This window comes from Phenylobacterium sp. (assembly GCF_030698145.1).
Classification (GTDB): Bacteria; Pseudomonadota; Alphaproteobacteria; order Caulobacterales; family Caulobacteraceae; genus Phenylobacterium.
Window position 1 is genome coordinate 14047 of sequence record NZ_JAUYNW010000098.1, and the last position, 25127, is coordinate 39173.

Below are 25127 nucleotides of genomic sequence, written 5' to 3' on the forward strand. Positions count from 1 at the left end.
CGCGATTTGGGGGAGGTGGCTCGGAGCGAAGCGGAGAGACGGAGGGGGTTGAAGCGCACGGAAGCGAGTCAAAGTCCCCCTCAGTCACCTGCGGTGACAGCTCCCCCAGGAGGGGAGCATCTATGAAGGTGCCGACAGCTTGCCGCTTGGGCCGAGACCGAGCCTCGGGCATATTGGCCGCCATGACCATCGAAAACGACGACGATCTCGAGGGCCTCAAGGCCGCCGGCCGGCTTGTGGCCCGCACCCTGGAAGCCATGGGCAAGGCCCTGGAGCCGGGGATCACCACCCGCGAGCTGGACCAGCTCGGCCGCGCCATGCTGGAGCGCGAAGGCGCCCGCTCGGCGCCGGAGATCACCTACAACTTCCCGGGCGCGACCTGCATCTCCGTCGGCCCCGACTGCGCCCACGGCATCCCCGACGACCGCAAGGTGGCGGCCGGCGACCTGATCAATATCGACGTCTCGGCCGAGCTGGGCGGTTATTTCGGCGACACCGGCGCCAGCTTCGCGGTGCCGCCGGTCACGCCCAAGATCGAGCGCCTGTGCCGCGATGGCCGCCGCGCCATGTGGAGCGGCATCCGCGCCGTGAAGCCTGGTGGGCGGCTCAACGAGATCGGCAAGGCCATCGAGACCTTCGCCGAGCGCAACGGCTACACCCTGGTCAAGAACCTCGCCAGCCACGGGGTCGGCCGCTCGCTGCACGACGATCCCGGCGAGATCCCCACCTGGTGGGAGCCGCGCGACACCCGGCGCATCCACGAGGGCCTGGTCTTCACCATCGAGCCCTTCCTGTCCCTGGGCGCCGACTGGGTGGAGGAAGGCGACGACGGCTGGACCCTGACCCCGCCCGGCCGTCAGCCCACGGTGCAGTACGAGCACACCCTGGTCGCCACCCGCCGCGGCCCGGTCATCCTGACCCTGGCCTGAGACAAGAGCTCCTGCTCAGCTTCCTCCTCTCCACCCGACTTCCGGGGGGAGAGGAGGAAGCTGCACCGCCCGAGGCTACTTCCGCTTGGCGGCGCTGGCGTCGCGCAGGGGCTTGAACTCCGAGCTGGCCTTCCAGTTGGGCCAGGCGGTGGAGTTGGCGGTCTCCTTGCCCATCTCGTAGAGCAGGGCCACGTCCTGGGCCGCGCCGCGCAGGTCCCAGTCGGCCCGCCAGACATCACAGGTCTTGTGGTAGCAGTTGGCCGTGTAGTCGCTGACCCAGGCTTCGCCCGCCGCGCGGCCGCCCGTGATCAGGTCCTGGCCGCCCCCCAGCCCCATCAGCAGCAACACCGGCACCCCGCGCTTGGCCAGGCTGAAATGGTCGGCGCGGTAGAAAAGCGCCCGTTCCGGATGGGCGTCGGGCGTCACCGTGCGGTTCTGGCGCTTGGCCGCGGCGGCCAGCTGGTCCTCCAGCTCGCTCTGGCCGGCCCCGATCAGCACCACGTCCTTGGCGGGCCCCACCGGCTGCAGCACGTCCATGGTCAGGTTCGCGGCCATGGTCTCCAGCGGCACGGTCGGGTGGACGCCGTAATATTCCGAGCCCAGCAGGCCGCGCTCCTCGGCGGTCCAGGCGGCGAAGACCAAGGTGCGGTCGGGGCGCGGCCCGGCCTTGAAGGCCCGCGCGATCTCCATCACCCCGGCCACCCCGATGGCGTCGTCCAGCGCTCCGGCCCGGTCGGTCTTGCCCGCGGCGTCCGGCGCGCCCAGGCCATAGGCGTCCCAGTGGGCGGAAAACATCACGCTTTCGTCCGGCCGCTTGGCGCCGGTCAGCTTGCCGATCACGTTGCGGCTGATCACCTGGGTGTGGGCCACCGCATAGTCGGCCGAGAAGGCGGCGCCCTTCAGGGCCACGGGCTGGAAGGCCTTGGACCGCGCCGCCACCTTCTGAGCTTCGAGATCGAGGCCCGCCTTGGCGAACATCTCCACCGCCGCCTCCCGCGTCAGCCAGCCCTGCAGCAGCAGCTTGTCCTTGGCCGGGTCGGCCCGGACGATGTCGAAGGCCTCGCCGTTGGAGGCGATCACCGTCGACCAGCCGTAGCCCGCGCCGGGCGCCTCGTGGACGATCAGAGCGCCCAGGGCGCCGCGCCGCGCCGCCTCCTCGTACTTGTAGGTCCAGCGGGCGTAATAGGTCGCCGCCTGGCCGCCGAAGGTCCCGGCCACCGGCTCGCCCGGCTTGGCCTCGAAGTCGGGGTCGCTGATCAGGAAGACGGCGATCTTGCCCTTCAGATCCGCGCCCTTGAAGTCGTCCCAGCCGCGCTCGGGCGCGGTGACGCCGTAGCCGACGAAGACCAGCGGCGCGTCCTTGATCGCCACCCGGTCGACCGGCCGCATGGTGGTGACCGAGATGTCCTTGGCGCGCACCAGGGGCCGCGCGGCCCCGTCCTGGCTGAGCGAGATCGTCGAGGCGCCCGGAAGTTCGAACTTCACCAGGGCCACGTCCTGGGTCCAGGCGCCCTTCTCGCCCGCCGGCTCCAGGCCCAGCGCCGCGAATTCTTTGGTCAGGTAGGCGATGGTCTTGGTTTCCCCGGGCGATCCGGGGCCGCGGCCCTCGAACTCCGGCGAGGCCATGGTCTTGACGATCGCCGACAGCCGCGCCGGATCGATGGGACCTGAATCCTGGGCCTGGGCGGCGGTAGCGAACAGGGCCGGCAGGGCGGCGGCGAGGACCCGCATGGAGGACGCTCCGGAAACAACGAGGCCACGACCCTTACACCGGCTTCAAGGTTCGGACACCCGGGTCACGGCGATTGTCAAACGAACGATCGTTCGTTAATATTGACGGCATGAAGACTGGCCCCGCCCTCGTCAAGGACACTCGCGCCCGCATCCTCGAGGCGGCGCTGGAGCTGTTCGCCGAGCACGGCTTCGCCGGAACCTCGGTGCGGCGGCTGGCCCGGGAGGTCGGGCTGCGGGAGAGCAGCCTCTACAACCACTTCGCGGGCAAGGAGGCGATCTACCACGCCCTGATCGACGCATATGGCCCGGCCAGCTCGGCGGATCGCCTGCGCGGACCGCGCTACGTCGACGTAAAGGACGACCCTGCCGGATTCTGCCGGCTCTATGTCGAGGACCTTCTCGACCAGTGGTCAGACCCTCGCGAGCAACGGTTCCAGGAATTGATTCTGGCTGAACGCAACCGGTTCGAGGGGGAGCGCGCCCACTATGTTGAAGCCCTGTTCTCCGACGAGTTGGGCGTGGTCACCCGCTATTTCGCCGGCCTCGCCCTCGCCGGGCGGATCGCCGCGCCCAGCCCGAGCGAGACCGCCCGGCTGTTCATGGCCGGCCTGACCTTCATTCGGCTCGAGCACTACATCATGCCGGCGAAGACCTCGCCGCGCGCCCGGGTCCGCGCCGCCCTCGACCGGTTCCTCGACACCTTCCTGGCGCTCGTCGCCACGCCCCAGCTTGGAGACGCCCTTGAGCCGGCTGCCGCTCGTCGATCCTGACACCGCGACCGGCGAGGCCGGTGAGGCGTTGCGCGCCGCCGCGGTCAAGCTGAACATCTTCAGGATGATGGCCCATGCGGAGACCTGCGCCGTGCCGCAGATGCGGCTGGGCGGGGCGATCCTGGCCAAGCAGGAGTTAAGCCATCACCTGCGCGAACTGCTCATCCTGCTGGTCGCCAACCTGGAGGGCGGCGCCTATGAGTGGGTGCAGCACGTCCCCATCGCCGAGGGCGTGGGCGTGCCGTCCGCCCAGATCGTGGCCATCGGCGAGGGCGAGCTGACCGCCTCGGTCTTCGACGCCGCCGAGCGCGCCCTGCTGGCCTTCGGCCCCCAGGTCATCGAGACCGTCCGGGTCGAAGACGCGGTCTTCGCCGAGGCCAAGCGCTGGTTCTCCGACCGCGAGATCGTCGAGGCGATCCTGACCATCGGCTTCTACATGACCATGGCGCGGCTCACCGAGGCGACCTGCACGCCGATCGACCCGCCCGCCGGCATGAAGGTGTTCAACTCCGCCCAGCGCGCGGCGGGGGCGCCGGCGTGAGCGTCGAGCTCTACGCCTTCACCTGCGGCCACCTGACCATTCCGCACGGCTTCCTGCTGGAGGGCCGCGACGGTTGGATCACCGTGCCGATCCCCGCCTATCTGATCGTCCACCCCAAGGGCCGGGCGGTGTTCGACAGCGGGCTGCACCTCCAGACCCAGACCGACCCGGTCGGCTATATGGGCGAGGCGGGGCTGAAATACGCGACCTTCCACTTCCATCCCGGCGAGGAGCTGGCGGCCCGGCTGGCGGCCATGCAGGTCGACGCGGCCTCGGTGGAGTATGTGGTCAATTCGCACTGGCACTATGACCATGCGGGCGGCAACGCCCAGGTCCCCAACGCCGACGTGGTGGTCCAGGGGCGCGAGGTCAGCCACGCCTTCGCCGCCGGCCGCGCCGCGGGTTACCTCAAGCAGGACTTCGACACCGGCCAGAGGCTCAAGCAGGTGGACGGCGAGCACGACCTGTTCGGCGACGGTTCGGTGCTCTGCCTGCCGACCTACGGCCACACGCCGGGCCACCAGTCGCTGCGGGTCAGGACGCCGGGCGGCGAGTTCATTCTGTGCGGCGACGCCTGCTACCTCAAGGAATCCCTGGAGAACCTCCACGCCCCCGGGGTGATCGCCGACAAGGCCGCCGCCCTTTCCGTCTTCCATCGGTTCCGCGCGATGCAGGCCCGCGGCGCGCGGATCATGTACGGCCACGACCCAGACTTCTGGAAGACCATCCCCCAAGCGCCCGTCAGGCTGGGCTAGGATCATGACGCAGACCGAACTGAAACCCCGTCCGCCCAGCGCCGAATCCCTTGGCCAGGCCCCCGGCCGCGGCCGCCTGGCCGGGCGTCGCATCCTGGTGGTCGGCGGCGGTCAGCGGGTGTTCGACGCCGCCACCGACCCGATCGGCAACGGCCGGGCCATGTGCCTGCTCTATGCCCGGGAGGGGGCCAAGGTCGCGGTGGCCGACGCCAACCTGGCCAGCGCCGAGGAGACCGCCCACCTGATCCGCGAGGCCGGCGGCGAGGCCGAGGCGGTGGAGGCCGACGTCACCGTCGAGGCCGACATGGTGCGGATGTTCGAGGAGGCCTCGGCCTCGCTCGGGGGCCTGGACGGCCTGGTCTACAATGTCGGGACCTTCGGCGGGACGGGCCTACGCGGCTTCGACCTGGCGGAGTGGGACAGAATCTTCGCCGTCAACCTGCGCGGAGCCATGCTCTGCTGCCGCGAAGGGCTGGAGCGGCTCGAGGCGGGCTCGCCGATCGTGCTGATCTCGTCGATCGCCGCCCTGCGCGCCGGCTCGCAATTGGTCGCCTACGACACCTCCAAGGCGGCGCTGGCGGCCCTCATGCGCCACAGCGCCCTGGCGGGCGGCAAGCGCGGCATCCGGGTCAACACCGTCTATCCGGGCTTGGTCGACACCCCCAACGGCCGCACGGCCGGGGCGGGCCGGCCTTCCCGCGGCAAGGGCGAGCACCTGGCATTCGGCCGCCAGGCCACCGCCTGGGAGATCGCCTACGCCACCCTGTTCTTCATGTCCGACGAGAGCGTCTACATCACGTCCCAGCAGCTCGCCGTGGACTCCGGCGCCAGCGGCCTCTGAGACTCAGGTCCGCGTCGCGAACTCGGCGTCGCCGGTGGCCGCCACCACCTGGTCGTCGAACGAGGCGTGGGCCGAGGTGTAGAGGTGGGCGTAGAGCCCGGCATTGGCCATCAACTCGTCGTGCGGCCCCTGCTCCAGGATGCGGCCCTGCTGCAGCACCACGATGCGGTCGGCGTCGCGGATGGTCGCCAGCCGGTGGGCGATGACCATGCAGGTCCGGCCGGCGAACAGCACCTTCAGCGCCTTCTGGATGGCCTGCTCGGTGAATGAGTCGATGTTGGCCGTGGCCTCGTCGAGGATCAGGATCTGGGGGTCGGCCACCAGGGCGCGGGCGAAGGAGATCAGCTGCCGCTGGCCCATGGAGATGTTGCGGCCCCGCTGGCCGAGCTTGGTCTGGTAGCCCTCAGGCAGGCGCATGATGAAGTCATGGGCAGAGACGGCCTTGGCCGCGGCGATCACGTCGTCGGTGGTCGCGCCGGCGGTGTTGTAGCGGATGTTCTCCTCGATGGTGCCGGTGAACAGGAACGGCTCCTGCAGCACCATGCCGATGGTGGCGCCCAGGCTGTCGAGGGTCACGTCGCGCACGTCGTGGCCGCCCACCAGCACTTGGCCCTTGTCCACCTCGTAGAACCGGTGAGTCAGGGCGATGATCGAGGTCTTGCCCGATCCCGTCGGCCCCACCAGGGCCACGACCTCCTTGGGCCGCACCGTCAGGCTGATGTCGTGCAGCACCGGCCGCGCGGGGTCGTAGCCGAAGGTCACGTTCCTGAACTCGACCGTGGCCGGGATGTCCTTCAGCGGGATGGCGTCGGGCTTGTCCTGGATGGCGATGGACACATCCAGCACCTCGAAGATCCGGTGCCCCGCCGCCATGGCCCGCTGCATGATCGTGTACTGCATCGACAGCATACGGACGGGATCGAAGAACCGCTGCACATAGAAGATGAAGGCGACCATCACGCCCACATCCAGCCGTCCGCCCAGGACCGCCGAACCGCCCACCACGATGACGATGGCCATGGCGAAACCGGTCAGGACGTCGACGGTCGGCACCATGATCTGGGTCATCCAGGCCGCGCCGTTCTGGGCGGCCATGTTCTCGTGGGCCTTCTCCTTGTAGAGCTCGAAGTTCACCGCCTCGCGGCGGGTCTCCTGCACAGTGCGGATGCCGTTGATGTTCTCGGCCAGAGCCGAGTTGGCGGTGGAGGAGGCGTCCCGCGCCTCGCGGAAACTGGCCTTGGAGAACGGCAGCCAGATCGCCCGCACCGCGATCAGCATCGGCAGCACGGTGAGTGTCAGCAGGCCGAGCTTCAGGTCCATGGAGAGCAGGACCGCGGTGATCCCCACCAGCATCACCACGTCGCCGATGGCGCCCGTCGAGCTCTCCAGGAACTCCTGAAGGGCGTTCACGTCGCCCTGCAGCCGGGCCATGATCCGACCCACATGGGTCTTGTCCATGAAGGACAGCGACACGTCCTGGAAGTGGTCGAACATCTTGCGGCGGATGTCGAAGATCACCCGCTGGGCGAGCCTCGCCGACAGCCACTGCTCGACGAAGAAGGCGATCGAATAGACCACCACGAGGCCCGCGAACGCCACCAGCGTGCGGTCCAGTTTCGCCCCGTCCCCGGCCACCGCCGAATTGACCGCCTGGCCGATCATGGCCGGGATCGCCACCACCGAGACTGCGGCCACCAGCACCGCGGCCACCGCCATGGCGAAGGCCTTCTTGTGCGGCTTGAGGAAGGTCAGGAACCGGCGCGCGACCTTGGTGTCGAAGGTCCCGAAGATGTCGTCGCCCTCGGAGGAGCCCAGCGAGGCGCGCGGCTGGCGCGGGGCCTCGTTCGAGGGGATGTCGGCGGTGACGTCGCTCATCCGCGGACCTCCTCGGTCTCGAGCACCGGGGCGTCGTCCAGCACGGCCTCGGCGTCGGAGCGCGTCTGAAGCTCATAGAGGTCGGCATAGACGCCGCCCTGCTTCAGCAGCTCCGCATGGGTCCCGCGCTCCACCACCTTGCCGTCGTCCAGCACGATGATGTGGTCGGCGTGCATCAGCGACGACAGCCGGTGGGCGATGACGATGGTGGCCTTGGTCTGGGTGGCGTGGGCGAGCGCGTCGCGCACGTGGCGTTCGGTCACCGCATCGATGGCCGCGGTTGAGTCGTCGAAGATCATCACGCCGGGCCCCGGCACCACGCCGCGCGCGATGCTCATCCGCTGGCGCTGGCCGCCGGACAGCGCCACCCCGCGCTCGCCCACCCGCGTCTCGTAGGTGGCCGGCAGGCCGGCGATATGGTCGTGGATCTGGGCGGTCTTGGCCGCGTCGACGATGCGGTCCTCGGCGGCCCACGGATCGGCATAGGCCACGTTGTGGCCGATGGAGCTATCGAACAGGAACGCCTCCTGCTGCACCAGGCCGACATATTCGCGAAGGCTCGGGAGGGTCACGTCGCGGACGTCCTGGCCGTCGATGGTGATCGCCCCGCCGGTGATGTCGTAGAAGCGCGGGATCAGGTTGGCGATGGTCGACTTGCCGCTGCCCGGCGGCCCGACGATGCCCAGGGTCTGGCCCGCCCGGACCTCGAAGCTGATGTCGGTGAGGATCTGCTTGCCGCCGGGATCATAGGAAAAGTCCACATGGTCGAACCGCAGCGTGCCCTTGGTGGGCTTGAGCGGCTTCGCGCCAGGCGCGTCGGCGATCTCCGGCTCCAGGTCCAGCACCTCGAACACCCGCGCCCCCGACGAGGTGGCCCTGGCCGCGGCGTTGAAGATCATGGCGATCTGGCGGATCGGGGTCTGCAGCAGGGTCATGTAGGTGAGGAATTCGGTGAGCTTGCCCACGCTCATCGTCCCGGCGATCACCTTGTGGCCGCCGTACCAGAGCAGCACGCCCATGGAGCCGTAGAACGACACCTGCATCACCGACACCGCCCGGAACCGCAAGGTGATGCGCTTGTAGGAGTAGAGCAGCGCGTCCATCGAAGCGGCGTCGAACTTGGCCATCTCGAAGCGCTTGCCGGCGAAGGCGCGCACCACGCGGATGCCCTGCAGGTTCTCCTCCATGGTGAGCGTCAGGATCGCCATCAGCTCCTGCACCCGCAGCCAGGTGACCCGCAGCAGGAAGCCCATCCGCCCCAGCGCCGCGCCCGCGATCGGCACGAAGGCCAGGCCGATCAGCCCCATGACCACGTCGGTCGACAGCATCATATAGCTGGCGAAACCAAGCAGCAGGGCCAGCGTCAGGGCCTGCATCATGCCACCCTGGATGAAGACCCGAGCCCCCTCCAGGTCGAGCATCCCGCGCGTGATCAGGTCGCCGGAATGGATGCGGTCATGAAAGCCGAACGACAGCCGCTGGAGCTGCTGGAAGAACCGCAGACGCAGGTCGTAACCCACCTGCTGGCTGACATATTCCCCGTGATAGCCGGCCGCCATGGTCATCAGCCCGCGCACGACGGTCGCGGCGATCACCAGCAGGGCCGTGCCCCAAAGCGCGGCCTGGGCGTCGCCCGCATGGGCGGCGCCGGCCGTGAGCAGGACCTGGGCCTGGTCCACCGCGTTGCCGAACAGGCGCGGCAAGGTGAGGCTCGCCACGGCGGACCCCAGCGAGCAGACGATGGCCAGCGAAACGCGACCCGGATACTTCAGGGCCAGCAGCGTAATGCGCTGCAGAACCCTCGGCATCTCGCTGACATCCACCTTGGGGGCGGAGTCAGTTGGGCCCGCCCTCCGCTGAGAGGGTGGGGAATCACTCATCACAATTTCCATGTCCGAGTATGGAGCTTATTTTGAGGCGCCCGGCGGGCCCGCGCCAGACACGATTTGACGACACGGATGAAACAAAGATTTGTCCGTATGCACCATTCTACAGGGGACCCTTGCAGCGCCTGACAGTTCCTCCACTCCCCCCGAAAGACGGGTGGAGAAGAGGTGGCCGGAACGGCCTCGGTCGCCGCCGGCGGCTGTTCTTCCCGGCCACGGCGGGCTTCCTGGCTTACCGCTGGGTAGAAACCCGCCTGCCCTGATCCGGTCGCCGTACGGATTTCACCCGGCGTTGTCGCCGCCGCCATCGCCTGTCATGGTGGGTTTACGAGACGGAAAGGCCCAAGCCCGCGCGCATATTTCGCGCCGTCGGCCGGCCGCCGAACGCCGGCTCGCACCATAGAAAAAAGAGCCGCGCCGCCGTTCCTCCGGCCCGTGGCGACGGGAGGATTTGATGGAAGATTTGAAAGAGCGCGTGAGCCTGGATCAGGCCCTGGAAGCGGCCTCGATGACCGGCATGACGACGGCCATCTGGGCCCGGGTGCATCCGGACAAGGCCGCGGTCATCGACCCCGACGGTCGGGTCACCACCTTCGCCCAGCTCAACGCCGCGGCCAACAGGCTCGCCCGCCTCTTCCGCCAGCACGGCCTGAAGGCCGGCGACTCCCTGGCGCTGGTCTGTTCCAACCGCGCCGAGTTCGTGGCCGTCCTGGCCGCCACCCTGCGCTCGGGCATCCGCTTCACGCCGGTGAACTGGCACCTGACCGTCGACGAGATCGCCTACATCATCAAGGATTGCGAGGCCAAGGTCCTGGTCGGTGAGGCCCGGGTGGCCAGCGTCGGCCCCGCCGCCGAGCAGTGCCCCGACCTGGTGCTCAAGCTCGCCGTCGGCGGCGCCATCGCCGGCTTCGTCGAGTACGACACGGCGCTGGCGCCTCTCGACGGGTCCGACATCCCCGATCCCGTGCTGGGCAACTCGATGATGTACACCTCGGGCACCACCGGCCGGCCGAAGGGCGTCTTCCGCCCCGCCGCCGTGGTCACGCCCCAGGCCATGTACGCCATGCGCGGCTACGACCACGAGACCTCGGTGCAGCTCTGCGCGGGTCCCGCCTATCACGCCGCTCCGCTCGCCTTCGACGTCCGCGCCGCCATGGGCGCCGGCGTGCCGCTGCACTTCATCGACAAATGGGATTCGGAACTGGTCCTGAAGACCATCTCGGAACAGGAGGTCACTCACCTGCACCTGGTGCCGATCATGTTCCAGCGCCTGCTGGCCCTGTCGCCGGAGATCAAGGCCAGGTACCCCGTCGACCACGTGCAATACATCGTCCACGGCGCTGCCCCCTGCCCGCCGGAGGTCAAGCACGCCATGATCGAATGGTTCGGCCCGATCCTCTCGGAATACTATGCGGGCTCGGAGGGCGGCGCCGGCTTCACCATCACCTCCGAGGAATGGCTGAGGAAACCCGGCAGCGTCGGCAAGCGCCCCATGCTGCTGCAGTGCCGGATCCTCGACGAGGCCGGCGCCGACCTGCCCAACGGCGTGGCCGGCGGCATCTATCACCAGCTCCCGCCAGGCGGCGGCTTCACCTATTACAAGGACGAGGCCAAGACCAACGCCAGCCGCGTGGACGGCTTCTTCACCATGGGCGACGTCGGCTATTTCGACGAGGACGACTACCTGTTCCTCACTGGCCGCAACGCCGAGACCATCATCTCGGGCGGGGTGAACATCTATCCCCAGGAAGTCGACAACGAGCTGATCAAGCACGATGCGGTTGCCGATTCCTCGACCGTCGGCGTGCCGCACGACGAGTGGGGCGAACAGGTCAAGGCGGTGATCCTGCTGAAGCCCGGCTACCAGCCCTCCGACCAGCTCGCCCAGGAGATCCTGGACTTCGGCCGCAAGACCCTGCCCGCCTTCAAGGTGCCCCGCAGCCTGGACTTCGTCACCGAACTGCCCCGCTCAGAGGCGGGCAAGATCCAGCGCAACAAGGTCCGCGCGCCCTATTGGGAAGGCCGCACCCGGCAGATCTAGAAGCGGCGCGCGCCGCGACGAGGGGGGAGAATGCCGACGATCGTCCGGTGGGTCCGGGTCGGGCTCACGCTGTTCGTCCTCGTCGCGGCGGTCGCGGCCGCGCGGCTATTCGCGCCGATCTCGACGCCGCCCTTCGAAGGCCCGGCCGGAAGGCCGCTGGCCGGCAGCATCGCGGTAGCCGAGCGCTGGGCGATCAACGGCGTAGAGCAGTCTGTCATCATCCGGGGCCGCGACGCCTCCAAGCCGATCCTGATCTGGCTTCACGGAGGGCCCGGATCCAGCGAGACGCCGATCCTGCGCGTGCTGAACGGGCGGCTCGAAGATTCCTTCACGGTCGTCTACTGGGACCAGCGCTTGGCCGGCCAGACGCTCGACCCCCACGCGCCCGCGCCGGCAAGCCTGACCGTCGAACAGATGGTCGCCGACCTCGACGTTCTGGTGAACCGGCTCCGCGTCCGGCTTGGCCAGGACAAGGTGATCTTGGTCGGCCACTCCTGGGGCACGATGCTCGGCGTCCTCTACGCCACCCGGCATCCGGAGAAGGTCGCCGCCTATGTCGGTATCGGCCAGATGGCCGACAAGCCGCGCGCCGAGGCGCTGTCCTATGCCTACGCCGTCGATCAGGCCCGTCGCCGACAGAACGGCGAGGCGCTTCGCCAGCTCCGGGAGATCGGGCCGCCGCCCTATTCCGGCGAAGAGATCTTCGTACAGCGCGCCTGGCTCGACGCCTTCGGCGGCGCCTCCTACGCGGACATGAGCCTTCCCCGCCTGATCCTGATGAGCCTCGGATCGTCGGAGGCGAACTGGCGCGACCTCTACGCCACCTCGCACGGGGGCGTGCTGGGCGCCCGCCTGCTGGAGCGCCAGCTCTTGAGCCGCAACCTGGACCGGACCTATCTGCGCTTCGACGTCCCGGTGCTGATCGCAGCGGGACGGCACGACCACCTGACCAGCTCCACCCTGGTCCGGGACTATTTCGAGCGCGTCCAGGCGCCGGCCAAGACCTTCGTCTGGTTCGAACGCTCGGGACACAATCCGCACCTGGAGGAGCCGGCGAAGTTCAACGCCTGGCTGGTCGAGGCCCTGCGGTCCTCGCCGCCATAGCCATCCATCGGCGATACATCGTTTGGCCATCGCGCGCGGCCCCGCATAGGATCGCGCCACTTCGGGGCGCGGCCCCGGATTCCAGTGGGGCTGATCACGTGAAGACTCTGATTTCGAGCGTCGCGCTCGCCGCGACCCTCGCGCTTTCCGCCTCCGCCCAGGCGGCGGGACCCATGACCTTCGTCCAGGCTGGGCGCGTGCTGGTCGACCCCGCCTCGGGCAAGATCGAGACCGCCAAGACCCTGGTCGTCCAGGACGGCAAGGTGACGCGGATCGCCGACGGCTACGTCTCCGAACCTGGCGGCGTGGTGGTGGACCTGAAGGACAGCTTCGTCCTGCCGGGCCTCATCGACAGCCACGTCCACCTGACCGGCGAGCAAAACCCCAACGCCCGCCTGGAAGGGGTCACCCAGTCCTCGGCCGTGCAGGCCATGGTGGGCGCGAGATACGCCCGGCGCACCCTGATGGCCGGCTTCACCACCGTCGCCGACCTGGGCGCCGACAGCCAGGCGATCTTCGCCCTGCGCGAGGCGACCGCCAAGGGCGACGTCGTCGGCCCCCGCATTGTGGCCTCGGGCGACGCCATCTCGGTCCATGGCGGCCATGGCGACGTCAACGGCTACCGCGAGGACGTCATGCACGTCCTGCGTCCCGGCTCGGTCTGCTCAGGCCCCGACGACTGCCGCCGCGCCGTGCGTGAGCAGGTCTGGAAGGGCGCCGACGTCATCAAGATCACCGCCACCGGCGGCGTGCTCTCCAACACCGCCGCGGGCCTGGGCCAGCAGTTCTCCGACGAGGAGTTGGCCGCCATCGTCGACGCCGCCCACCGCATGGGCCGCAAGGTCACCGCCCACGCCCACGGCGGCGACGGGGTCAACGCCTTCCTCAAGGCCGGGGGCGATTCCATCGAGCACGGCACATATCTCGACGCGACCTCCATCGGCCTGTTCAAGAAGTCCGGCGCCTATCTGGTCCCGACCCTGATGGCGGGCGACTTCGTGGCCAGGATCGCCGCCAGCCCGGGCAATTTCTTCACCCCGTCCCAGTCGGCCAAGGCGCTCGAGGCCGGCCCCAGGATGTTGGACATGGCGCGGCGGGCCCATGCCGGCGGGGTCAAGATCGCCTTCGGCACCGACACCGGCGTCTCGGCCCACGGCGACAACGCCCGGGAGTTCGCCCTGCTGGTCAAGGCGGGCCTCACCCCGCTGGAGGCGGTCCAGTCGGCCACCGTCGTGGCCGCCGAACACCTGGGCCTGGGCGCCCAGATCGGCGCCTTGACCCCCGGCCGCGCCGCCGACCTGATCGCGGTCCAGGGCGACCCGCTCAGCGACGTCACCGTCCTGGAGAAGGTCGGCTTCGTGATGAAGGCCGGCGTGGTCCACAAGCCGTAGGCCATTTTCCGCCGAAGTGGCCGCCGGTTCGGCGAAGAAAATGGTCTAAATTCAAGGAGGCTTGGCCAAGACAAAAGGGCGGAGTTGGCGCTCCGCCCTTCCGTCTGTCTCGCGGACATCGCGACCACCCCCATGGCGCGCTGTCCGTCGGGCCGAGGCCCGCGTTCCAGATCTGCAAGGCTCCGAGCCTCCAGACCCGGGCAGCATGAGGTCGCCAAACGCGTTCTGTCAATTGAGTAACAACAACGTCATGATTCGCCTGATTGGAGAATCCGGGCCCGGACCGTCTTGCGGGTCTCAAGCATTCACGACGTTCGCGGCCAGTTGACGGCGCCCCGTCCCACCCGCAACCGCCAAGCCCAGGTAGAACATACTCTCGCGGCGCGCTCATGACGGGCGCAGGGCGCCGCTACGGGCCCACGGACACGTAGGGCAGCTCGAGGGTCAGGGTCCCGACCAGGGTCGGAGAGCACCAGTCGGCCATCAGGTAGCTGCACTGCGCCCGGCTGAGATCCGTGCCCACATAGCGCAGCTCGAACGTCGCGTGCTTGGCCTGGACCTTGCCGCCGACCTCCCAGAAGGTCCGGTCGTGGCCCTTGTCGATCCAGCGCCGGCCGAGCTTGCTGGCGAGGGTGAGCTGGGGGTGAGCGCATAGGCCGCCTCGCCCTCGACCCGCCAGGCTTCGCCGCTCCCATAGGGCGACTGCGGCGACCAGGAGATATCGCCCGCGAGCGTGACCTTTTCGAAGGTCCGGCGCGCCTTCACCTTGGTCTGCAGGAAGTCGTAGGTCGGGCCCCAGGTCCTGTTGTCCGGAAAGAACGAATACATCGCCTCCAGCGTGATCTGGGTCCCCTTCACGTCGAAGTGGCGGCCGGCATAGACGTCGACCTCGTAGGAGGTCTCGCCTGGGTCGCGGTAATCCACCTGGCTCAGGAAGACCCCGGCATAGGTCTTGTCCGGCCGCCACCAGTAGAGCGAACCCTGCAACACCGGCTTATTGTCCGAGGCGCTGACGCCGTCGAACCGGCACTGGCTGGCCACCAGGATCCAGGGCACGAGCACGCCATGCTTGCCGGCGGTCTGGGCGGTGGTCGGCTGCGGGAGGGCGAGCGCCGCGAGCGCGCTCAGGGCGGCGAATATCCTGACCATCGACGGGTCTCCGAACGGCGTCGCGTCCGTCGCGACCCCCAAGGCCTAGCCTTCCAGTGAATTACGAGTTACTGAATTCGCTGCATGAGTGAATTCGATCTAAATCAAATACGACGACTGGACGGCGGCCTCCTGCTGGTCTTCCGGGAGCTGATCCGCTGCGGCCGGGCCAGCGAGGCGGCGCGGCGCCTGGGCCTGACACCCTCGGCCGTGAGCCATGCCCTCACCCGCCTGCGCGAGCTGTTCGACGACCCCTTGTTCGTACGCCGGCCCCATGGCCTGGAGCCCACCCGGCGGGCCCTGGAGCTGGGGCCGCGTATCGAGGCCCTGATCGACATGGCCGGCCAGGCGCTCAAGCCCTATGACGGCTTCGACCCGGCTCGCAGCGGGCGGCGCTTCAACATCGCCGCGCCGGAGTTCGTCAGCGTCCAGATCGGCGGGTCATTGATCCGGGCCTTGCGCGACACCGCCCCGGGGGTCTCGTTCGGCATCGGCTATGCGGCCCAGGCGAAGGCCCTGGACGGCCTGCGGCGGGGCGAGGCCGACCTGGCGATCGGCCGCTTCGGGGCCCTGCCCCCCGGGGTGGTCGCCGAGCCCCTGTTCACCGACCGATACTGCGTCGTGGCGCGGCGCGACCATCCCACCCTGCAGGACAGGATCGACCTGGCGACCTATGGCGCGGCGGGCCACATCTTCGCCTACTCGCTCAGCGAGGTCGGACCCCACACGGGCGACGCCAAGGACCCGGAGAACCTGGTCGCCGCGGTCCCAGGCTGGCTCACCGCCCTGGACATGGTGGCGGCTACCGACGCCATCGCCACCTGTCCGGAGAGCTTGGCGCGCCACTATGCCGACCGCCTTGGGCTGCAGATCCTGAAGACCGATTTCGAGATGTGGTCCTTCGACATCCAGGCGGTGCGCCGCGAGGCCGCCGATCCTGGCGTGACCTGGTTCCTGGACATGGTGCGCGCCGCGCTCGCCTGAGGGTTCGCAAAAATCCGTCACCAAGCGTGTTTGGCTCGGCTAGGCTCTCCGTGCCATGAAGCGCGCCGCTTCAGTCTCGGATCGCCAGATGCCCATTCCGTTCATCGATCTCCAGGCCCAGAGGGCCCGCCTCGGACAGCCGCTTGAGGACGCTATCCTCAAAGTGGTGCGCTCGGGCGCCTACATCATGGGTCCCGAGATCGCCGAGTTCGAACGCCAGATGGGCGCCTACGGCCAGGCGCCTTATGTGCTGTCCTGCGGCTCGGGCACCGAGGCCTTGGTCCTGCCGCTGATGGCCTGGGGAATCGGGCCGGGCGACGCGGTGTTCTGCCCCTCCTTCACCTTCGCGGCCACCGCCGAGGCCATGCCTCTGGTCGGCGCCTCGCCGGTCTTCGTCGACGTCCTCCCGGACACCTACAACCTCGATCCCGTCAAGCTGGACGCCGCCATCGCGGCGGTGAAGGCCGAGGGCAAGTTGACCCCGAAGGCGGCGATCGCCGTCGACCTGTTCGGCCAGCCGGCGGACTATCCCGCCATCGCCGCGGTCGCGGCCAGGCACGGCCTGAAGCTGATCGCCGATTCAGCCCAGGGCTTCGGCTGCACGCTCGACGGCCGCCATCCCATCCACTGGGCCGACGTCACCACCACCAGCTTCTTCCCGGCCAAGCCGCTCGGCTGCTACGGCGACGGCGGGGCGGTGCTCTGCAAGGACGAGCGCCTGCACGACCTGCTGGTCTCCCTGCGGGTCCACGGTCAGGCGGTGAAGTCCGACCTGGTGGGCCGGACCTTCGACCACGATCCCAAGTACCTGAACCTACGCATCGGCATGAACAGCCGGATGGACACCATCCAGGCCGCGGTGCTGCTGCAGAAGCTGACCATCTTCGATGATGAAATCCGTGCACGGAACGTCGTGGCCGACCGCTACGCCCAGGGCCTGGCCGATGTGGTCACCACGCCCAAGGTGATCGAAGGCGGGGTCTCGGTCTGGGCCCAGTACACCATCGAGACCCCCGACCGCGACGGCCTAGCCGCCCAGCTGAAGAGCCAGGACATCCCGAGCGCGGTCTACTACCCGATCCCGATCCACAAGCAGGACGTCTATTCGGTCTATCCGGCGCCGGGCGGCTTGCCGGTCACCGAGGCCAAGTCGCATGTGGTGATGAGCCTGCCCATGCACCCCTACCTGACCCCCGACCACCAGGACCAGGTCATCGCCGCCATCCGCGCCTATGTGAAGCGCAACGGCTAAAGCGCGGCGCGCCTGGCCCCAAAATGGCAACGGACGCGACCCGTGGGGGGCCGCGTCCGTCTATTTCTGTCATCGACCGAAACTCCCCCAAGCTCGGCCGCTCCAGCCCGATCATCCAACCACCGCACCGCAACATGCGCATGACGCAAATGCACTATGCGGCCTCAGGCGGCGGCCTCGCGGAGGATCTCCTCCCAGTGTTTCAAGGCCAGCAGGTGGCCGATCCCCGGCTTCAGGCGCACCTCGCGCGGGGTGTCGCCCAGAAAGGCCAGCAGGTCCGGCAGGGGCGCCATCACGTCATCCTCCCCGTGCCAGACCACCAGCGGGACGCGCAGTTCGGCCATGGTCAGGTTCTGGCCGCGCCGGAAGGCCCGCACCTCGTCGGCTGGACCGCGGCTGGTGCGGGCCAGCGCCTCGCCCACATAGGCTGCGATGAAGGCCATCAGCTCGGGATGGGCCTCGATGAAGGCCTGGTCGCTGGGCGAATGGGCGATGGAGCGGCGCAGCACCTTCTCCACCTGGGCAGGCGAGGCCCGCAGCCGCATGACCGCGAACAGGGTCTCCACCACCCAGGGATTGTTCTCGATCCGGGCGCGGAACAGGGCCAGCGGCCCCCGTGGCGCACCCTCTAGCCGCCGCGTCGGCCGGCCGGAATAGAGGTGGACCTCGACCACCCGCGATCCCAGCCGGATGGCGGTCTGCAGCGCCGAGGGGGTTCCCGACAGCAGGGCGCCGATGCGGATGTCCTCCAGGCCCAGGTGGTCGCACAGCTCGACCATGTCCTGCGCCACCCCGTCGAAGCTGTAGTCGGGCCGTGGGTCGGACTGGCCGAAGCCGGGACGCTCGGCGCAGACGATCCGCAGGCCCAGGTCCCGCGCCAGCTTCTGGGTGCCCGGCGGCAGCAGGGACGAGCCCATCCCTTCGTGGAACGACAGGATCGCCCGGCCGGCCGGATCGCCATAGTCGCGGTAGGCCAGCCGCCGGCCGTCGGCCAGGGTGATGCTGCGGATCGGCGGGGTGTCGAGCAGCGGCGGCTCCAACTCGCAGTCGGGGCCATCGGCGTCCATGGCGCTGGCCACCGAGGACAACTCCGTCAGCGCGCGGATCAGGTCGCTTTGGCGGTTCAGCCCCATCTTGTCGAAAATGGCGCGAAGCTGGTTGCGGACCGTGTTGACGCTGACCTCCAGTTCCTCGGCGGCCTCCCGCAGCGCGCGGCCGTCGCGCAGCTTCATGGCCAGCCGTACCTCGGCGGCGGTCAGGCCGAAGCTCTCGCGCATCGCCGCCCACAGCCGCCCGGTCTCCTCGATGGCCGGGAACACCACGGCGAAGGCGTCCTGCGGCGCCTCGGCGGCCCCGACGGCGCTGGGCAGGTCGCGGGACGGAATCAGATAGGCGAAGCGCGGCCCCTCCTCGGCGTCGCGTTCCAGCTTCAGGATGATCCGGCCGCCCGCCAGGCCACGCGCCTGATCCAGGGCCCGGCTCAGGGCCTCGCGATTGGCCGGGTCGGTGAAGACGGGCTCGGCGCCGTCCTCCAGGCGCCCCAGGCCGTCCTTCATCATCGTGTGGGCCGCCGGATTGGCCGCGATCACCCGGCCCCGCGCCGACAGCAGGATCCATCCCAGGTCGCGCCGTGGCTGGCGGCCGGCCGCCGGGCCCTCGTCGGACCGGCTGAGCAGCCGGGCGATGTCCTCGCTATGGGCCAGGTCGCGGGCCATCTGCTCGGAGACCCCGTCCGGCTCACCGTCGGCGCTCAGCGCGTCGATGAGCTGTTCCCAGGCCTCCAGGTCGGCGGCGACCCGATACATCGTCTCGATGACCAGAGCGGCCTTGGCGTCTCGGTCGGCGTCCATGCAGGCGGGCGTCGCCATTCCTTTCGGGAAGAGTCGGTCTTTCGAGGAGTTACGCCTTCAGTGTAGCCAACAGGTTACGCGAACTGGAAGCGTGTACGTCGTCCAGGCGAACAACCGGCCGGGGAAATCGGTTGCAGCGTCGAACGGATGTCACAGCCATCTGCCACCCAGCTTGAGCGTAGAGGCGTCGATTCGGCGCGGAGCAGATACATGCGCACCGTCGCCGTCATCGCCCGCAAGGGGGGCTCGGGCAAGACCACGCTCAGCGTGCATCTCGCCCTGGCCGCGCACCTGCGCGGACGCGGGGTCCTGCTGGCCGACACCGACGCCCAGCGCTCGTCCAGCCAGGTGCTCAAGGGTCGCCGCACCCCCGGCCCGGCCTGTGTGGAGACCTCCGGCCCGAAGCTCTTCGCCCTGCAGCTCACGGCCCTGCGCGAAGGGGTGGACACCATGGTCATCGACACCCCGGCGGCCATGGAGGAGGAGATCAGCCACGCCATCGTCGCCGCCGACCTCGCCCTGCTGGTGATCCGGCCCACCTTCCTCGACCTGGCCGCGGCGCTGCAGACCGCCGAGATCGTGCGGCGGATGCGCAAGCCCACCCTGATCGTGGTCAACCAGGCGCCTGTCACCCGCAACGGCGTGGAGCCGCCCGCGGTCAAGCGGGCCCTGGAGGCGCTGCTGCTCATGCGCCTGCCGGTCATCCCGATCATCCTGCGCGCGCGCGCAGTCTACCAGTCGGCGCTGGAGACCGGCCGTTCGGTCGAGGAGATCGACCCCCAGACCGAGGCGGCTCGCGAAATCGCCGAACTCTGGGACTTCGTCGAAACCTTCCTGTTCGGCCGCGACGCCGCCAAGGCCGCGCGATAGGCCGCGCTTTCCCTTGCGCCCGACCCTTCCGCGCGGTTAGCTTGCCCGATCAAACATTTGTTTAATTCATTGGGAGATGGCGCATGAAGGCGGCGGTCTATTACGAGAACGGCGGTCCCGAGGTCCTCAAATACGAAGAGGTTCCCGATCCCGCCTGCCACGCCAAGGGCGTGATCATCCGCGTCGAGGCCATCGCCATCGAGGGCGGCGACACCCTGAACCGCTGGCGCGGGCCGCTGATGACCAAGCCGCACGTGGTCGGCTACCAGGCCGCCGGCGAGATCGTCGAGGTCGGCTCCGAGGTCACCCATCTGAGGGTCGGCCAGAAGGTCGCCACCGTGAACAACTGGGGCAGCCACGCCGAGCTGCGCTCTGTCCCCGCCCGCAACTGCTGGCCCATTCCCGACGGCTACGACGTCAAGAAGGCCGCGGCCATTCCCGTGACCTTCGGCACCGCCCACGACTGCCTGTTCGAGTTCGGCCGCCTGAAGAAGGGCGAGACCGTCCTGGTCCAGGCCGGCGCCAGCGGGGTCGGCGTCGCCGCCATCCAGCTCGCCCGGCGTGGCGGCGCGGGCCTGATCCTGGCCACCGCCTCCTCTGACGAACGGCTGGAGCGCCTGAAGGCCCTCGGCCTCGATCACGGCATCAACTACACCCGCGACGACGTGGCCACGGAGGCCAAGCGCCTCACCGACAACAAGGGCGTCGACGTCATCGTCGACTCGGTCGGCGGCCCCACCCTGCAGGGTTCGATCAATGCTCTGGCCTATCGCGGCCGGGTCTCGATGGTCGGCGCCGCCGGCCGCGAGCCGATGGTGGTCGATGTCGGCTCGATGATGGGCGGCAACCGCTCGCTCTCGGGGGTCTTCCTGGGCGCTGAGATCGGCACGGACCGCGTGCACGACAACATCCAGCAGCTCATCAACGACGCCGCCAAGGGCGAGCTCGAGGTGGTGGTCGACAAGGTCTTTTCCCTGGCTGACGCCGCCGCCGCCCACGCCTATATCGAAAGCCGCGCCGCCGTGGGCCGCGTGGTTCTGGTGCCGTAGGCACGAACGGCGAATGATAGATGCTCCCCCTCTGGGGGAGCTGTCGGCGAAGCCGACTGAGGGGGACTTTGACTCGCTTTCGAGCGCTTCAACCCCCTCCGTCTCTCCGCTAAGCCTGTCCTCGGGCCGACCATCGGTCGGTCCCGGGGGCTACGAGCCACCTCCCCCAAACCGCGCTGCGCGCTGGGGGAGGATCTGAGGAGGAAGGACAGCGATGCCCAAGGCCAGGAACGGCGCCGTCGAGATCGAGTACGAGACCTTCGGTCCCGACGCCGCCCCCGCCATCCTGCTGATCAACGGCCTCGGGTCCCAGATGACCCGCTGGCCGGCGGCCTTCTGCGAGAAGCTGGCGGCCAAGGGCTATCGCGCGATCCGCTTCGACAACCGCGACACCGGCCTCTCCACCTGGTTCAAGCCGGGCGAGAGCTACGGCCTCACCGACATGGCGTCCGACGCCATGTCGGTGCTGGACGACGCAGGCGTGACGCAGGCCCACGTGGCCGGGGTCTCCATGGGCGGCATGATCAGCCAGGCCGTGGCCATCCAGCATCCCGACCGCGTGCTCTCGCTCACCTCGATCATGTCGGCCACCGGCGCGCCGGGAACCCTGGACCCGACGCCGGAGGCCGGCGTCGTCCTCACCCTCGCCCCGCCCGATCCGGAGGCCGACCGCGAGGCCTTCATCGCTCATGGCGTCAAGAACGCGCTGACCATCGGCAGCCCCGGCTATCCCTGGCCCGACGGCGCCCTGCGAGACCGGGTGATCGCCGAGCATGCCCGAGCCTTCAACCCCACCGGCTCGGCCCGCCAGATGGGCGCCATCCGCGCCGACGGCGACCGCACCGAGCGGCTCTCCAAGCTGAACGTTCCCACCGTCGTGCTGCACGGCGCCGACGATCCGCTGGTCAGGCTGGTCGGCGGGGAGGCCACCGCCAAGGCCATCCCCGGCGCGGAGCTGCGGGTGGTCCCCGGCATGGGTCACGACCTGCCGCCCGCCCTCTTCGAGATCTTCGTCGACGCCATCCTCGCGGCGGCGGCACGCGCCAGGTGATCAACCCGTTGGCCATCGGTCTCGCGGCCCTGCTGCTGGCCATCGCCGGACTGCACTTGGCCTGGGCCTTCGGCTTTCGCTGGCCGGGAACCGACGAGCTGAGCCTGGCCGACAAGGTGCTGGGGGCGCGGCCTGGCGCGCGGATGCCCCCCGCCGGCCTGACGGTCTTCGTGTCCCTGGCCATCGCCGCCGGCGCCGGCGTGATCGTCGCCTTCAGCGCCCAAACCCTGGACTGGCCTTGGCGTCCGCTGGCGGCCGGCGCCTATCTCATGCTGGCCGGGGTCTTCCTGGCGCGCGGCCTGGCGGGCTTCGTCCCCGCCGTCTGGCGGCGTGCGGAGGGAACCGCCTTCCACCGCCTCAACCAACTCTACTATTCGCCGCTCTGCCTGTTGATCGCCGCGGGCCTGGCGGTCAATTTCGCGCTCGGCTGACCGCCGCGCGCCAACCTTGAAGGAACCACCATGGGACGACTTTCCGGCAAGACCGCCGTCATCACCGGCGCCGCCAGCGGCATCGGCCGGGCCAGCGCCATCCTGTTCGCGAGCGAAGGCGCCAAGCTGGTCATCGCCGACAAGGCCGAGGCGGTGAACGACACCGCCAAGCTGGTGGCCGACGCCGGCGGCCAGGCCGTGGCCCTGGTCGGCGACGCCGGCGACGAAGCCTTCGTCGAGAGCCTCATCGCCCGGGCGGTCAAGGACTTCGGCGGCCTCGACGTCTGCTGGGCCAACGCCGGTGTCTCCGGCGGCTGGACCGCCTTCGACGAGCAGGACGGCGCCTTCTGGGCCGAGATCCTGCGCATCAACCTGATCGGGGCCTTCCTGGCGGTGAAGCACGCCGCCCGCGTCATGATCCCGGCCGGCAAGGGCTCGATCATCTGCACGGCCTCGGTGGCCGGCATCCGCTCCGGCGCAGGCGGCTCGCCCTATTCGGCCTCCAAGGCTGGTGTCATCAACCTCGCCCAGACCGCGGCCAACGAGTTCTACGGCACCGGCGTGCGGGTCAACGCCATCTGCCCCGGCCTGATCGAGACCGGCATGACCCAGCCGATCTTCGACGGCGCCCGGGCGCGCGGCAACGAGGACAAGATCGGCCAGCTCAACCCGCTGACCCGCGGCGGCGTGCCCATCGAGATCGCCAACGCCGCTCTCTTCCTGGCCTCCGACGAGGCCTCCTACGTCAACGGCCACGCCATCGTGGTCGACGGAGGCCTGTCCTCCTCCCACCCGGTGGTCCGCCGCAAGCGATGATCTACCTGGCGCGGCACGGCGAGACGCACTTCAACGCCGAGGAGCGGATGCAGGGCCACCTGGATTCGCCCCTCACCGAACGGGGGCAGGCCCAGGCCCGGGCCATGGGCGAACGGCTGGCCGAGTTGATCGGCGACCCGGCCGGCTGGCGGCTGGTCTCCAGTCCGCTGGGCCGCGCCCAGGCCACCGCCAAGGCCATCGGCGCGCGGCTGTCGCTCACGCCGGAGATCGACCACCGGCTGATCGAGGTGTCGTTCGGCGGCTGGGACGGGCGGCTGCGCGCCGAACTGGCGCGGGAGAACCCCGACGCCTTCGGCCGGGGCCAGTGGCAGTTCGCGGCGCCAAACGGCGAGAGCTATGAGTCGGTGGAGGCGCGCGTCGCCGACTGGCTTTCCGAGCTGCCGCCGGAGCCGGAACGCAAGGTCGTCATCGTCTGTCACGGTGGCTCGGGCCGGGTGGTCCGCGGCGCCTATCTGGGCCTCGATCGCGACGCGACCTGGGCGCAAGAGGTCCCGCAAGACGCCGTCTATCGCCTCGCTAATGGATCGAGCGAGAGAATGGATTGTTCCAGCGTGGCCGCGGACTGACCCGGCTCGAGAGCACCACCAGCCCCAGGGCCGCCGCCGCGCCAAGCAGGAAGGCGCCGGCCACCGCGCCGGAGAATCCCGCCGCTCCGATGGTGAGCGGACGGCGATCCATCCAATGCACGACCTCGGCTTCCGGGGCTTCGGCGAGATTGTCGTCGGTGTAGTCGCTGTATTCGGTCATCTCTGGGCTCCGCGTCGTCCAAGGCCTCAACCCCCAGGCGCGACCGTGGTTCCTCCGCCCCCTCTGGTCCCCACGTCTGGCCTTCGCCGCCCACTGACGTTAGAAGCGCCCACCCGTCACAAGAAACGCCAGAACGAGACCCATGGCCGGACACTCGAAATTCAAGAACATCATGCACCGCAAGGGCCGCGCCGACGCGGTGCGGTCCAAGCTGTTCTCCAAGCTTAGCCGCGAGATCACCGTGGCCGCCAAGGCGGGCATGCCCGACCCGGCCATGAACGCGCGCCTGCGCCTGGCCGTGGCCAACGCCAAGGCCGAGTCCATGCCCAAGGACAATATCGACCGGGCCATCAAGAAGGGCGCCGGCGGCGACGCCGAAAGCTATGACGAGGTCCGCTACGAGGGCTTCGGCCCCGGCGGGGTGGCCATCATCGTCGAGGGCCTGACCGACAACCGCAACCGCGCCGCGGCCAATATCCGCGCCATCTTCTCCAAGAACGGCGGCAACCTGGGCGCCACGGGCTCGGTGTCCTTCCAGTTCGACCGCCTGGGCGAGATCACGTATCCGCCCAAGGCCGGCTCCGAGGATAAGGTCATGGAGGCCGCCATCGAGGCCGGCGCCCAGGACGTGGAGTCCGACGAGGACGGCCACACCATCTATACCGCCTATGAGGACTTCGCCGAGGTCGCCGCGGCGCTCGAGGCCGTGCTGGGCGAGGCCAAGACCACCAAGATCGTCTGGCGCCCCCAGAACCTCAACCCGATCTCCGGCGAGCCGGTGGGGACCCTGATGAAGCTGCTCGACGCGCTGGACGATGAGGACGACGTCCAGAACGTCTATGGCGACTACGACATCTCCGACGAGGACATGGAAAAGTACGGCGGGTGAAAAGCGCCGGCTCGCACTCGCGAGCCGGATTCGATCGACAACGGTTTGTCGATCGCCGCGCCGAACGCCCGTAGCGCAAGCGAAGGGCTGGCCCTATCATAGCCCGCCCGCGCCCTTGCCAAGGCCGCGGCGCCGCGCGACCGTCTGCCGG

The 25127-nt window shown here is 69.2% G+C and carries 23 protein-coding genes; 17 read left to right on the forward strand and 6 right to left on the reverse strand.

The annotated features are described in order from the left end of the window. Positions 1–182 precede the first annotated feature (182 nt). Positions 183–929, forward strand: coding sequence for a type I methionyl aminopeptidase (gene map / locus Q8Q77_RS15515; RefSeq protein ID WP_305584538.1), 747 nt, complete (start codon positions 183–185; stop codon positions 927–929). 75 nt (positions 930–1004) lie between these two features. On the opposite strand, the gene Q8Q77_RS15520 is transcribed toward map, so the two are convergent. Next, positions 1005–2660, reverse strand: coding sequence for a M28 family metallopeptidase (locus tag Q8Q77_RS15520; protein ID WP_305584539.1), 1656 nt, complete (start codon positions 2658–2660; stop codon positions 1005–1007). Between the two features lie 110 nt (positions 2661–2770). On the opposite strand from Q8Q77_RS15520, the gene Q8Q77_RS15525 reads away from it, so the two are divergent. The 4 genes from Q8Q77_RS15525 to Q8Q77_RS15540 are packed head-to-tail and all read left to right on the forward strand — an operon-like array spanning position 2771 to position 5570. Beyond that, positions 2771–3433, forward strand: a complete 663-nt coding sequence (locus Q8Q77_RS15525) for a TetR/AcrR family transcriptional regulator (RefSeq protein WP_305584540.1) — start codon at positions 2771–2773, stop codon at positions 3431–3433. Beyond that, positions 3405–3974, forward strand: coding sequence for a carboxymuconolactone decarboxylase family protein (locus Q8Q77_RS15530; RefSeq protein ID WP_305584541.1), 570 nt, complete (start codon positions 3405–3407; stop codon positions 3972–3974). Before Q8Q77_RS15525 ends, Q8Q77_RS15530 begins: the two co-directional genes overlap by 29 nt. Continuing rightward, positions 3971–4729: an N-acyl homoserine lactonase family protein gene (locus tag Q8Q77_RS15535; protein ID WP_305584542.1), complete on the forward strand. Its 759-nt coding sequence runs from the start codon at positions 3971–3973 to the stop codon at positions 4727–4729. Before Q8Q77_RS15530 ends, Q8Q77_RS15535 begins: the two co-directional genes overlap by 4 nt. A gap of 4 nt (positions 4730–4733) precedes the next feature. Further along, entirely contained in the window at positions 4734–5570 is an 837-nt protein-coding gene (locus tag Q8Q77_RS15540) for an SDR family NAD(P)-dependent oxidoreductase (protein WP_305584543.1), read from the forward strand. A 3-nt stretch (positions 5571–5573) separates the two neighbouring features. Here the strand turns inward: Q8Q77_RS15540 and Q8Q77_RS15545 are convergent, their stop codons facing one another. Together Q8Q77_RS15545 and Q8Q77_RS15550 are read right to left on the reverse strand one after the other, a co-directional pair. Beyond that, a complete protein-coding gene (locus Q8Q77_RS15545; RefSeq protein WP_305584544.1) occupies positions 5574–7445 on the reverse strand; it encodes an ABC transporter ATP-binding protein in 1872 nt (623 codons plus the stop codon). Further along, on the reverse strand, positions 7442–9253 hold the full coding sequence (locus tag Q8Q77_RS15550) for an ABC transporter ATP-binding protein (RefSeq protein ID WP_305584545.1): 1812 nt from the start codon (positions 9251–9253) through the stop codon (positions 7442–7444). The genes Q8Q77_RS15545 and Q8Q77_RS15550 overlap by 4 nt, the downstream gene beginning before the upstream one ends. 532 nt (positions 9254–9785) lie before the next feature. Here Q8Q77_RS15550 and Q8Q77_RS15555 point away from each other — a divergent pair. From Q8Q77_RS15555 to Q8Q77_RS15565, 3 genes are all read left to right on the forward strand, one after another. Continuing rightward, positions 9786–11372 carry an AMP-binding protein gene (locus tag Q8Q77_RS15555; protein WP_305584546.1) on the forward strand — a complete coding sequence of 529 codons (1587 nt, stop codon included), beginning with the start codon at positions 9786–9788 and terminating at the stop codon, positions 11370–11372. Between the two features lie 30 nt (positions 11373–11402). Beyond that, positions 11403–12476: an alpha/beta fold hydrolase gene (locus Q8Q77_RS15560; RefSeq protein ID WP_305584547.1), complete on the forward strand. Its 1074-nt coding sequence runs from the start codon at positions 11403–11405 to the stop codon at positions 12474–12476. A 173-nt stretch (positions 12477–12649) separates the two neighbouring features. Then, complete coding sequence (locus Q8Q77_RS15565) at positions 12650–13867, forward strand: amidohydrolase family protein (RefSeq protein WP_305584582.1); 1218 nt, start codon at positions 12650–12652, stop codon at positions 13865–13867. A gap of 483 nt (positions 13868–14350) precedes the next feature. Here the strand turns inward: Q8Q77_RS15565 and Q8Q77_RS15570 are convergent, their stop codons facing one another. After that, positions 14351–15016, reverse strand: coding sequence for a TorF family putative porin (locus Q8Q77_RS15570; RefSeq protein WP_305584548.1), 666 nt, complete (start codon positions 15014–15016; stop codon positions 14351–14353). Positions 15017–15100: 84 nt separating this feature from the next. Here Q8Q77_RS15570 and Q8Q77_RS15575 point away from each other — a divergent pair, with 84 nt between their 5' ends. Then, positions 15101–16000: a LysR family transcriptional regulator gene (locus Q8Q77_RS15575; protein WP_305584549.1), complete on the forward strand. Its 900-nt coding sequence runs from the start codon at positions 15101–15103 to the stop codon at positions 15998–16000. Between the two features lie 88 nt (positions 16001–16088). Then, positions 16089–17252 carry a DegT/DnrJ/EryC1/StrS aminotransferase family protein gene (locus Q8Q77_RS15580; RefSeq protein WP_305584550.1) on the forward strand — a complete coding sequence of 388 codons (1164 nt, stop codon included), beginning with the start codon at positions 16089–16091 and terminating at the stop codon, positions 17250–17252. Between the two features lie 164 nt (positions 17253–17416). Here the strand turns inward: Q8Q77_RS15580 and Q8Q77_RS15585 are convergent, their stop codons facing one another. Beyond that, the gene (locus tag Q8Q77_RS15585; protein WP_305584551.1) at positions 17417–19120 is read right to left on the reverse strand and encodes an alpha/beta fold hydrolase; all 1704 of its coding nucleotides are present in this window, start codon (positions 19118–19120) and stop codon (positions 17417–17419) included. 192 nt (positions 19121–19312) lie between these two features. Between Q8Q77_RS15585 and Q8Q77_RS15590 the strand changes: the two genes are divergently transcribed. The 6 genes from Q8Q77_RS15590 to Q8Q77_RS15615 all read left to right on the forward strand — a co-directional run bounded on the left by Q8Q77_RS15590 (position 19313) and on the right by Q8Q77_RS15615 (position 23906). Next, positions 19313–19972 (forward strand): AAA family ATPase, encoded by a 660-nt coding sequence (locus Q8Q77_RS15590; RefSeq protein ID WP_305584552.1) that lies wholly within the window; start codon positions 19313–19315, stop codon positions 19970–19972. Positions 19973–20055: 83 nt separating this feature from the next. After that, on the forward strand, positions 20056–21021 hold the full coding sequence (locus tag Q8Q77_RS15595; RefSeq protein ID WP_305584553.1) for a zinc-binding alcohol dehydrogenase family protein: 966 nt from the start codon (positions 20056–20058) through the stop codon (positions 21019–21021). Positions 21022–21235: 214 nt separating this feature from the next. Next, complete coding sequence (locus tag Q8Q77_RS15600) at positions 21236–22072, forward strand: alpha/beta fold hydrolase (protein WP_305584554.1); 837 nt, start codon at positions 21236–21238, stop codon at positions 22070–22072. 8 nt (positions 22073–22080) lie between these two features. Next, a complete protein-coding gene (locus tag Q8Q77_RS15605; protein ID WP_305584555.1) occupies positions 22081–22503 on the forward strand; it encodes a DUF3995 domain-containing protein in 423 nt (140 codons plus the stop codon). Between the two features lie 30 nt (positions 22504–22533). Continuing rightward, a complete protein-coding gene (locus Q8Q77_RS15610; protein ID WP_305584556.1) occupies positions 22534–23319 on the forward strand; it encodes an SDR family NAD(P)-dependent oxidoreductase in 786 nt (261 codons plus the stop codon). Next, entirely contained in the window at positions 23316–23906 is a 591-nt protein-coding gene (locus Q8Q77_RS15615) for a histidine phosphatase family protein (RefSeq protein ID WP_305584557.1), read from the forward strand. The genes Q8Q77_RS15610 and Q8Q77_RS15615 overlap by 4 nt, the downstream gene beginning before the upstream one ends. Here the strand turns inward: Q8Q77_RS15615 and Q8Q77_RS15620 are convergent. Further along, entirely contained in the window at positions 23857–24087 is a 231-nt protein-coding gene (locus Q8Q77_RS15620) for a hypothetical protein (protein WP_305584558.1), read from the reverse strand. The genes Q8Q77_RS15615 and Q8Q77_RS15620 overlap by 50 nt on opposite strands. Positions 24088–24229: 142 nt before the next feature. Here Q8Q77_RS15620 and Q8Q77_RS15625 point away from each other — a divergent pair, with 142 nt between their 5' ends. Continuing rightward, entirely contained in the window at positions 24230–24976 is a 747-nt protein-coding gene (locus tag Q8Q77_RS15625) for a YebC/PmpR family DNA-binding transcriptional regulator (RefSeq protein WP_305584559.1), read from the forward strand. The last annotated feature ends 151 nt before the right edge of the window (positions 24977–25127 follow it).

Bases quoted from the DNA above. Each gene is read 5' to 3' on its own strand.
- map (WP_305584538.1), top strand. From the start codon at position 183: ATGACCATCGAAAACGACGACGATCTCGAGGGCCTCAAGGCCGCCGGC.
- Q8Q77_RS15520 (WP_305584539.1), bottom strand. From the start codon at position 2,660: ATGCGGGTCCTCGCCGCCGCCCTGCCGGCCCTGTTCGCTACCGCCGCC.
- Q8Q77_RS15525 (WP_305584540.1), top strand. From the start codon at position 2,771: ATGAAGACTGGCCCCGCCCTCGTCAAGGACACTCGCGCCCGCATCCTC.
- Q8Q77_RS15540 (WP_305584543.1), top strand. From the start codon at position 4,734: ATGACGCAGACCGAACTGAAACCCCGTCCGCCCAGCGCCGAATCCCTT.
- Q8Q77_RS15545 (WP_305584544.1), bottom strand. From the start codon at position 7,445: ATGAGCGACGTCACCGCCGACATCCCCTCGAACGAGGCCCCGCGCCAG.
- Q8Q77_RS15550 (WP_305584545.1), bottom strand. From the start codon at position 9,253: ATGCCGAGGGTTCTGCAGCGCATTACGCTGCTGGCCCTGAAGTATCCG.
- Q8Q77_RS15555 (WP_305584546.1), top strand. From the start codon at position 9,786: ATGGAAGATTTGAAAGAGCGCGTGAGCCTGGATCAGGCCCTGGAAGCG.
- Q8Q77_RS15560 (WP_305584547.1), top strand. From the start codon at position 11,403: ATGCCGACGATCGTCCGGTGGGTCCGGGTCGGGCTCACGCTGTTCGTC.
- Q8Q77_RS15565 (WP_305584582.1), top strand. From the start codon at position 12,650: ATGACCTTCGTCCAGGCTGGGCGCGTGCTGGTCGACCCCGCCTCGGGC.
- Q8Q77_RS15570 (WP_305584548.1), bottom strand. From the start codon at position 15,016: ATGGTCAGGATATTCGCCGCCCTGAGCGCGCTCGCGGCGCTCGCCCTC.
- Q8Q77_RS15575 (WP_305584549.1), top strand. From the start codon at position 15,101: ATGAGTGAATTCGATCTAAATCAAATACGACGACTGGACGGCGGCCTC.
- Q8Q77_RS15580 (WP_305584550.1), top strand. From the start codon at position 16,089: ATGCCCATTCCGTTCATCGATCTCCAGGCCCAGAGGGCCCGCCTCGGA.
- Q8Q77_RS15585 (WP_305584551.1), bottom strand. From the start codon at position 19,120: ATGGCGACGCCCGCCTGCATGGACGCCGACCGAGACGCCAAGGCCGCT.
- Q8Q77_RS15590 (WP_305584552.1), top strand. From the start codon at position 19,313: ATGCGCACCGTCGCCGTCATCGCCCGCAAGGGGGGCTCGGGCAAGACC.
- Q8Q77_RS15595 (WP_305584553.1), top strand. From the start codon at position 20,056: ATGAAGGCGGCGGTCTATTACGAGAACGGCGGTCCCGAGGTCCTCAAA.
- Q8Q77_RS15600 (WP_305584554.1), top strand. From the start codon at position 21,236: ATGCCCAAGGCCAGGAACGGCGCCGTCGAGATCGAGTACGAGACCTTC.
- Q8Q77_RS15610 (WP_305584556.1), top strand. From the start codon at position 22,534: ATGGGACGACTTTCCGGCAAGACCGCCGTCATCACCGGCGCCGCCAGC.
- Q8Q77_RS15615 (WP_305584557.1), top strand. From the start codon at position 23,316: ATGATCTACCTGGCGCGGCACGGCGAGACGCACTTCAACGCCGAGGAG.
- Q8Q77_RS15620 (WP_305584558.1), bottom strand. From the start codon at position 24,087: ATGACCGAATACAGCGACTACACCGACGACAATCTCGCCGAAGCCCCG.
- Q8Q77_RS15625 (WP_305584559.1), top strand. From the start codon at position 24,230: ATGGCCGGACACTCGAAATTCAAGAACATCATGCACCGCAAGGGCCGC.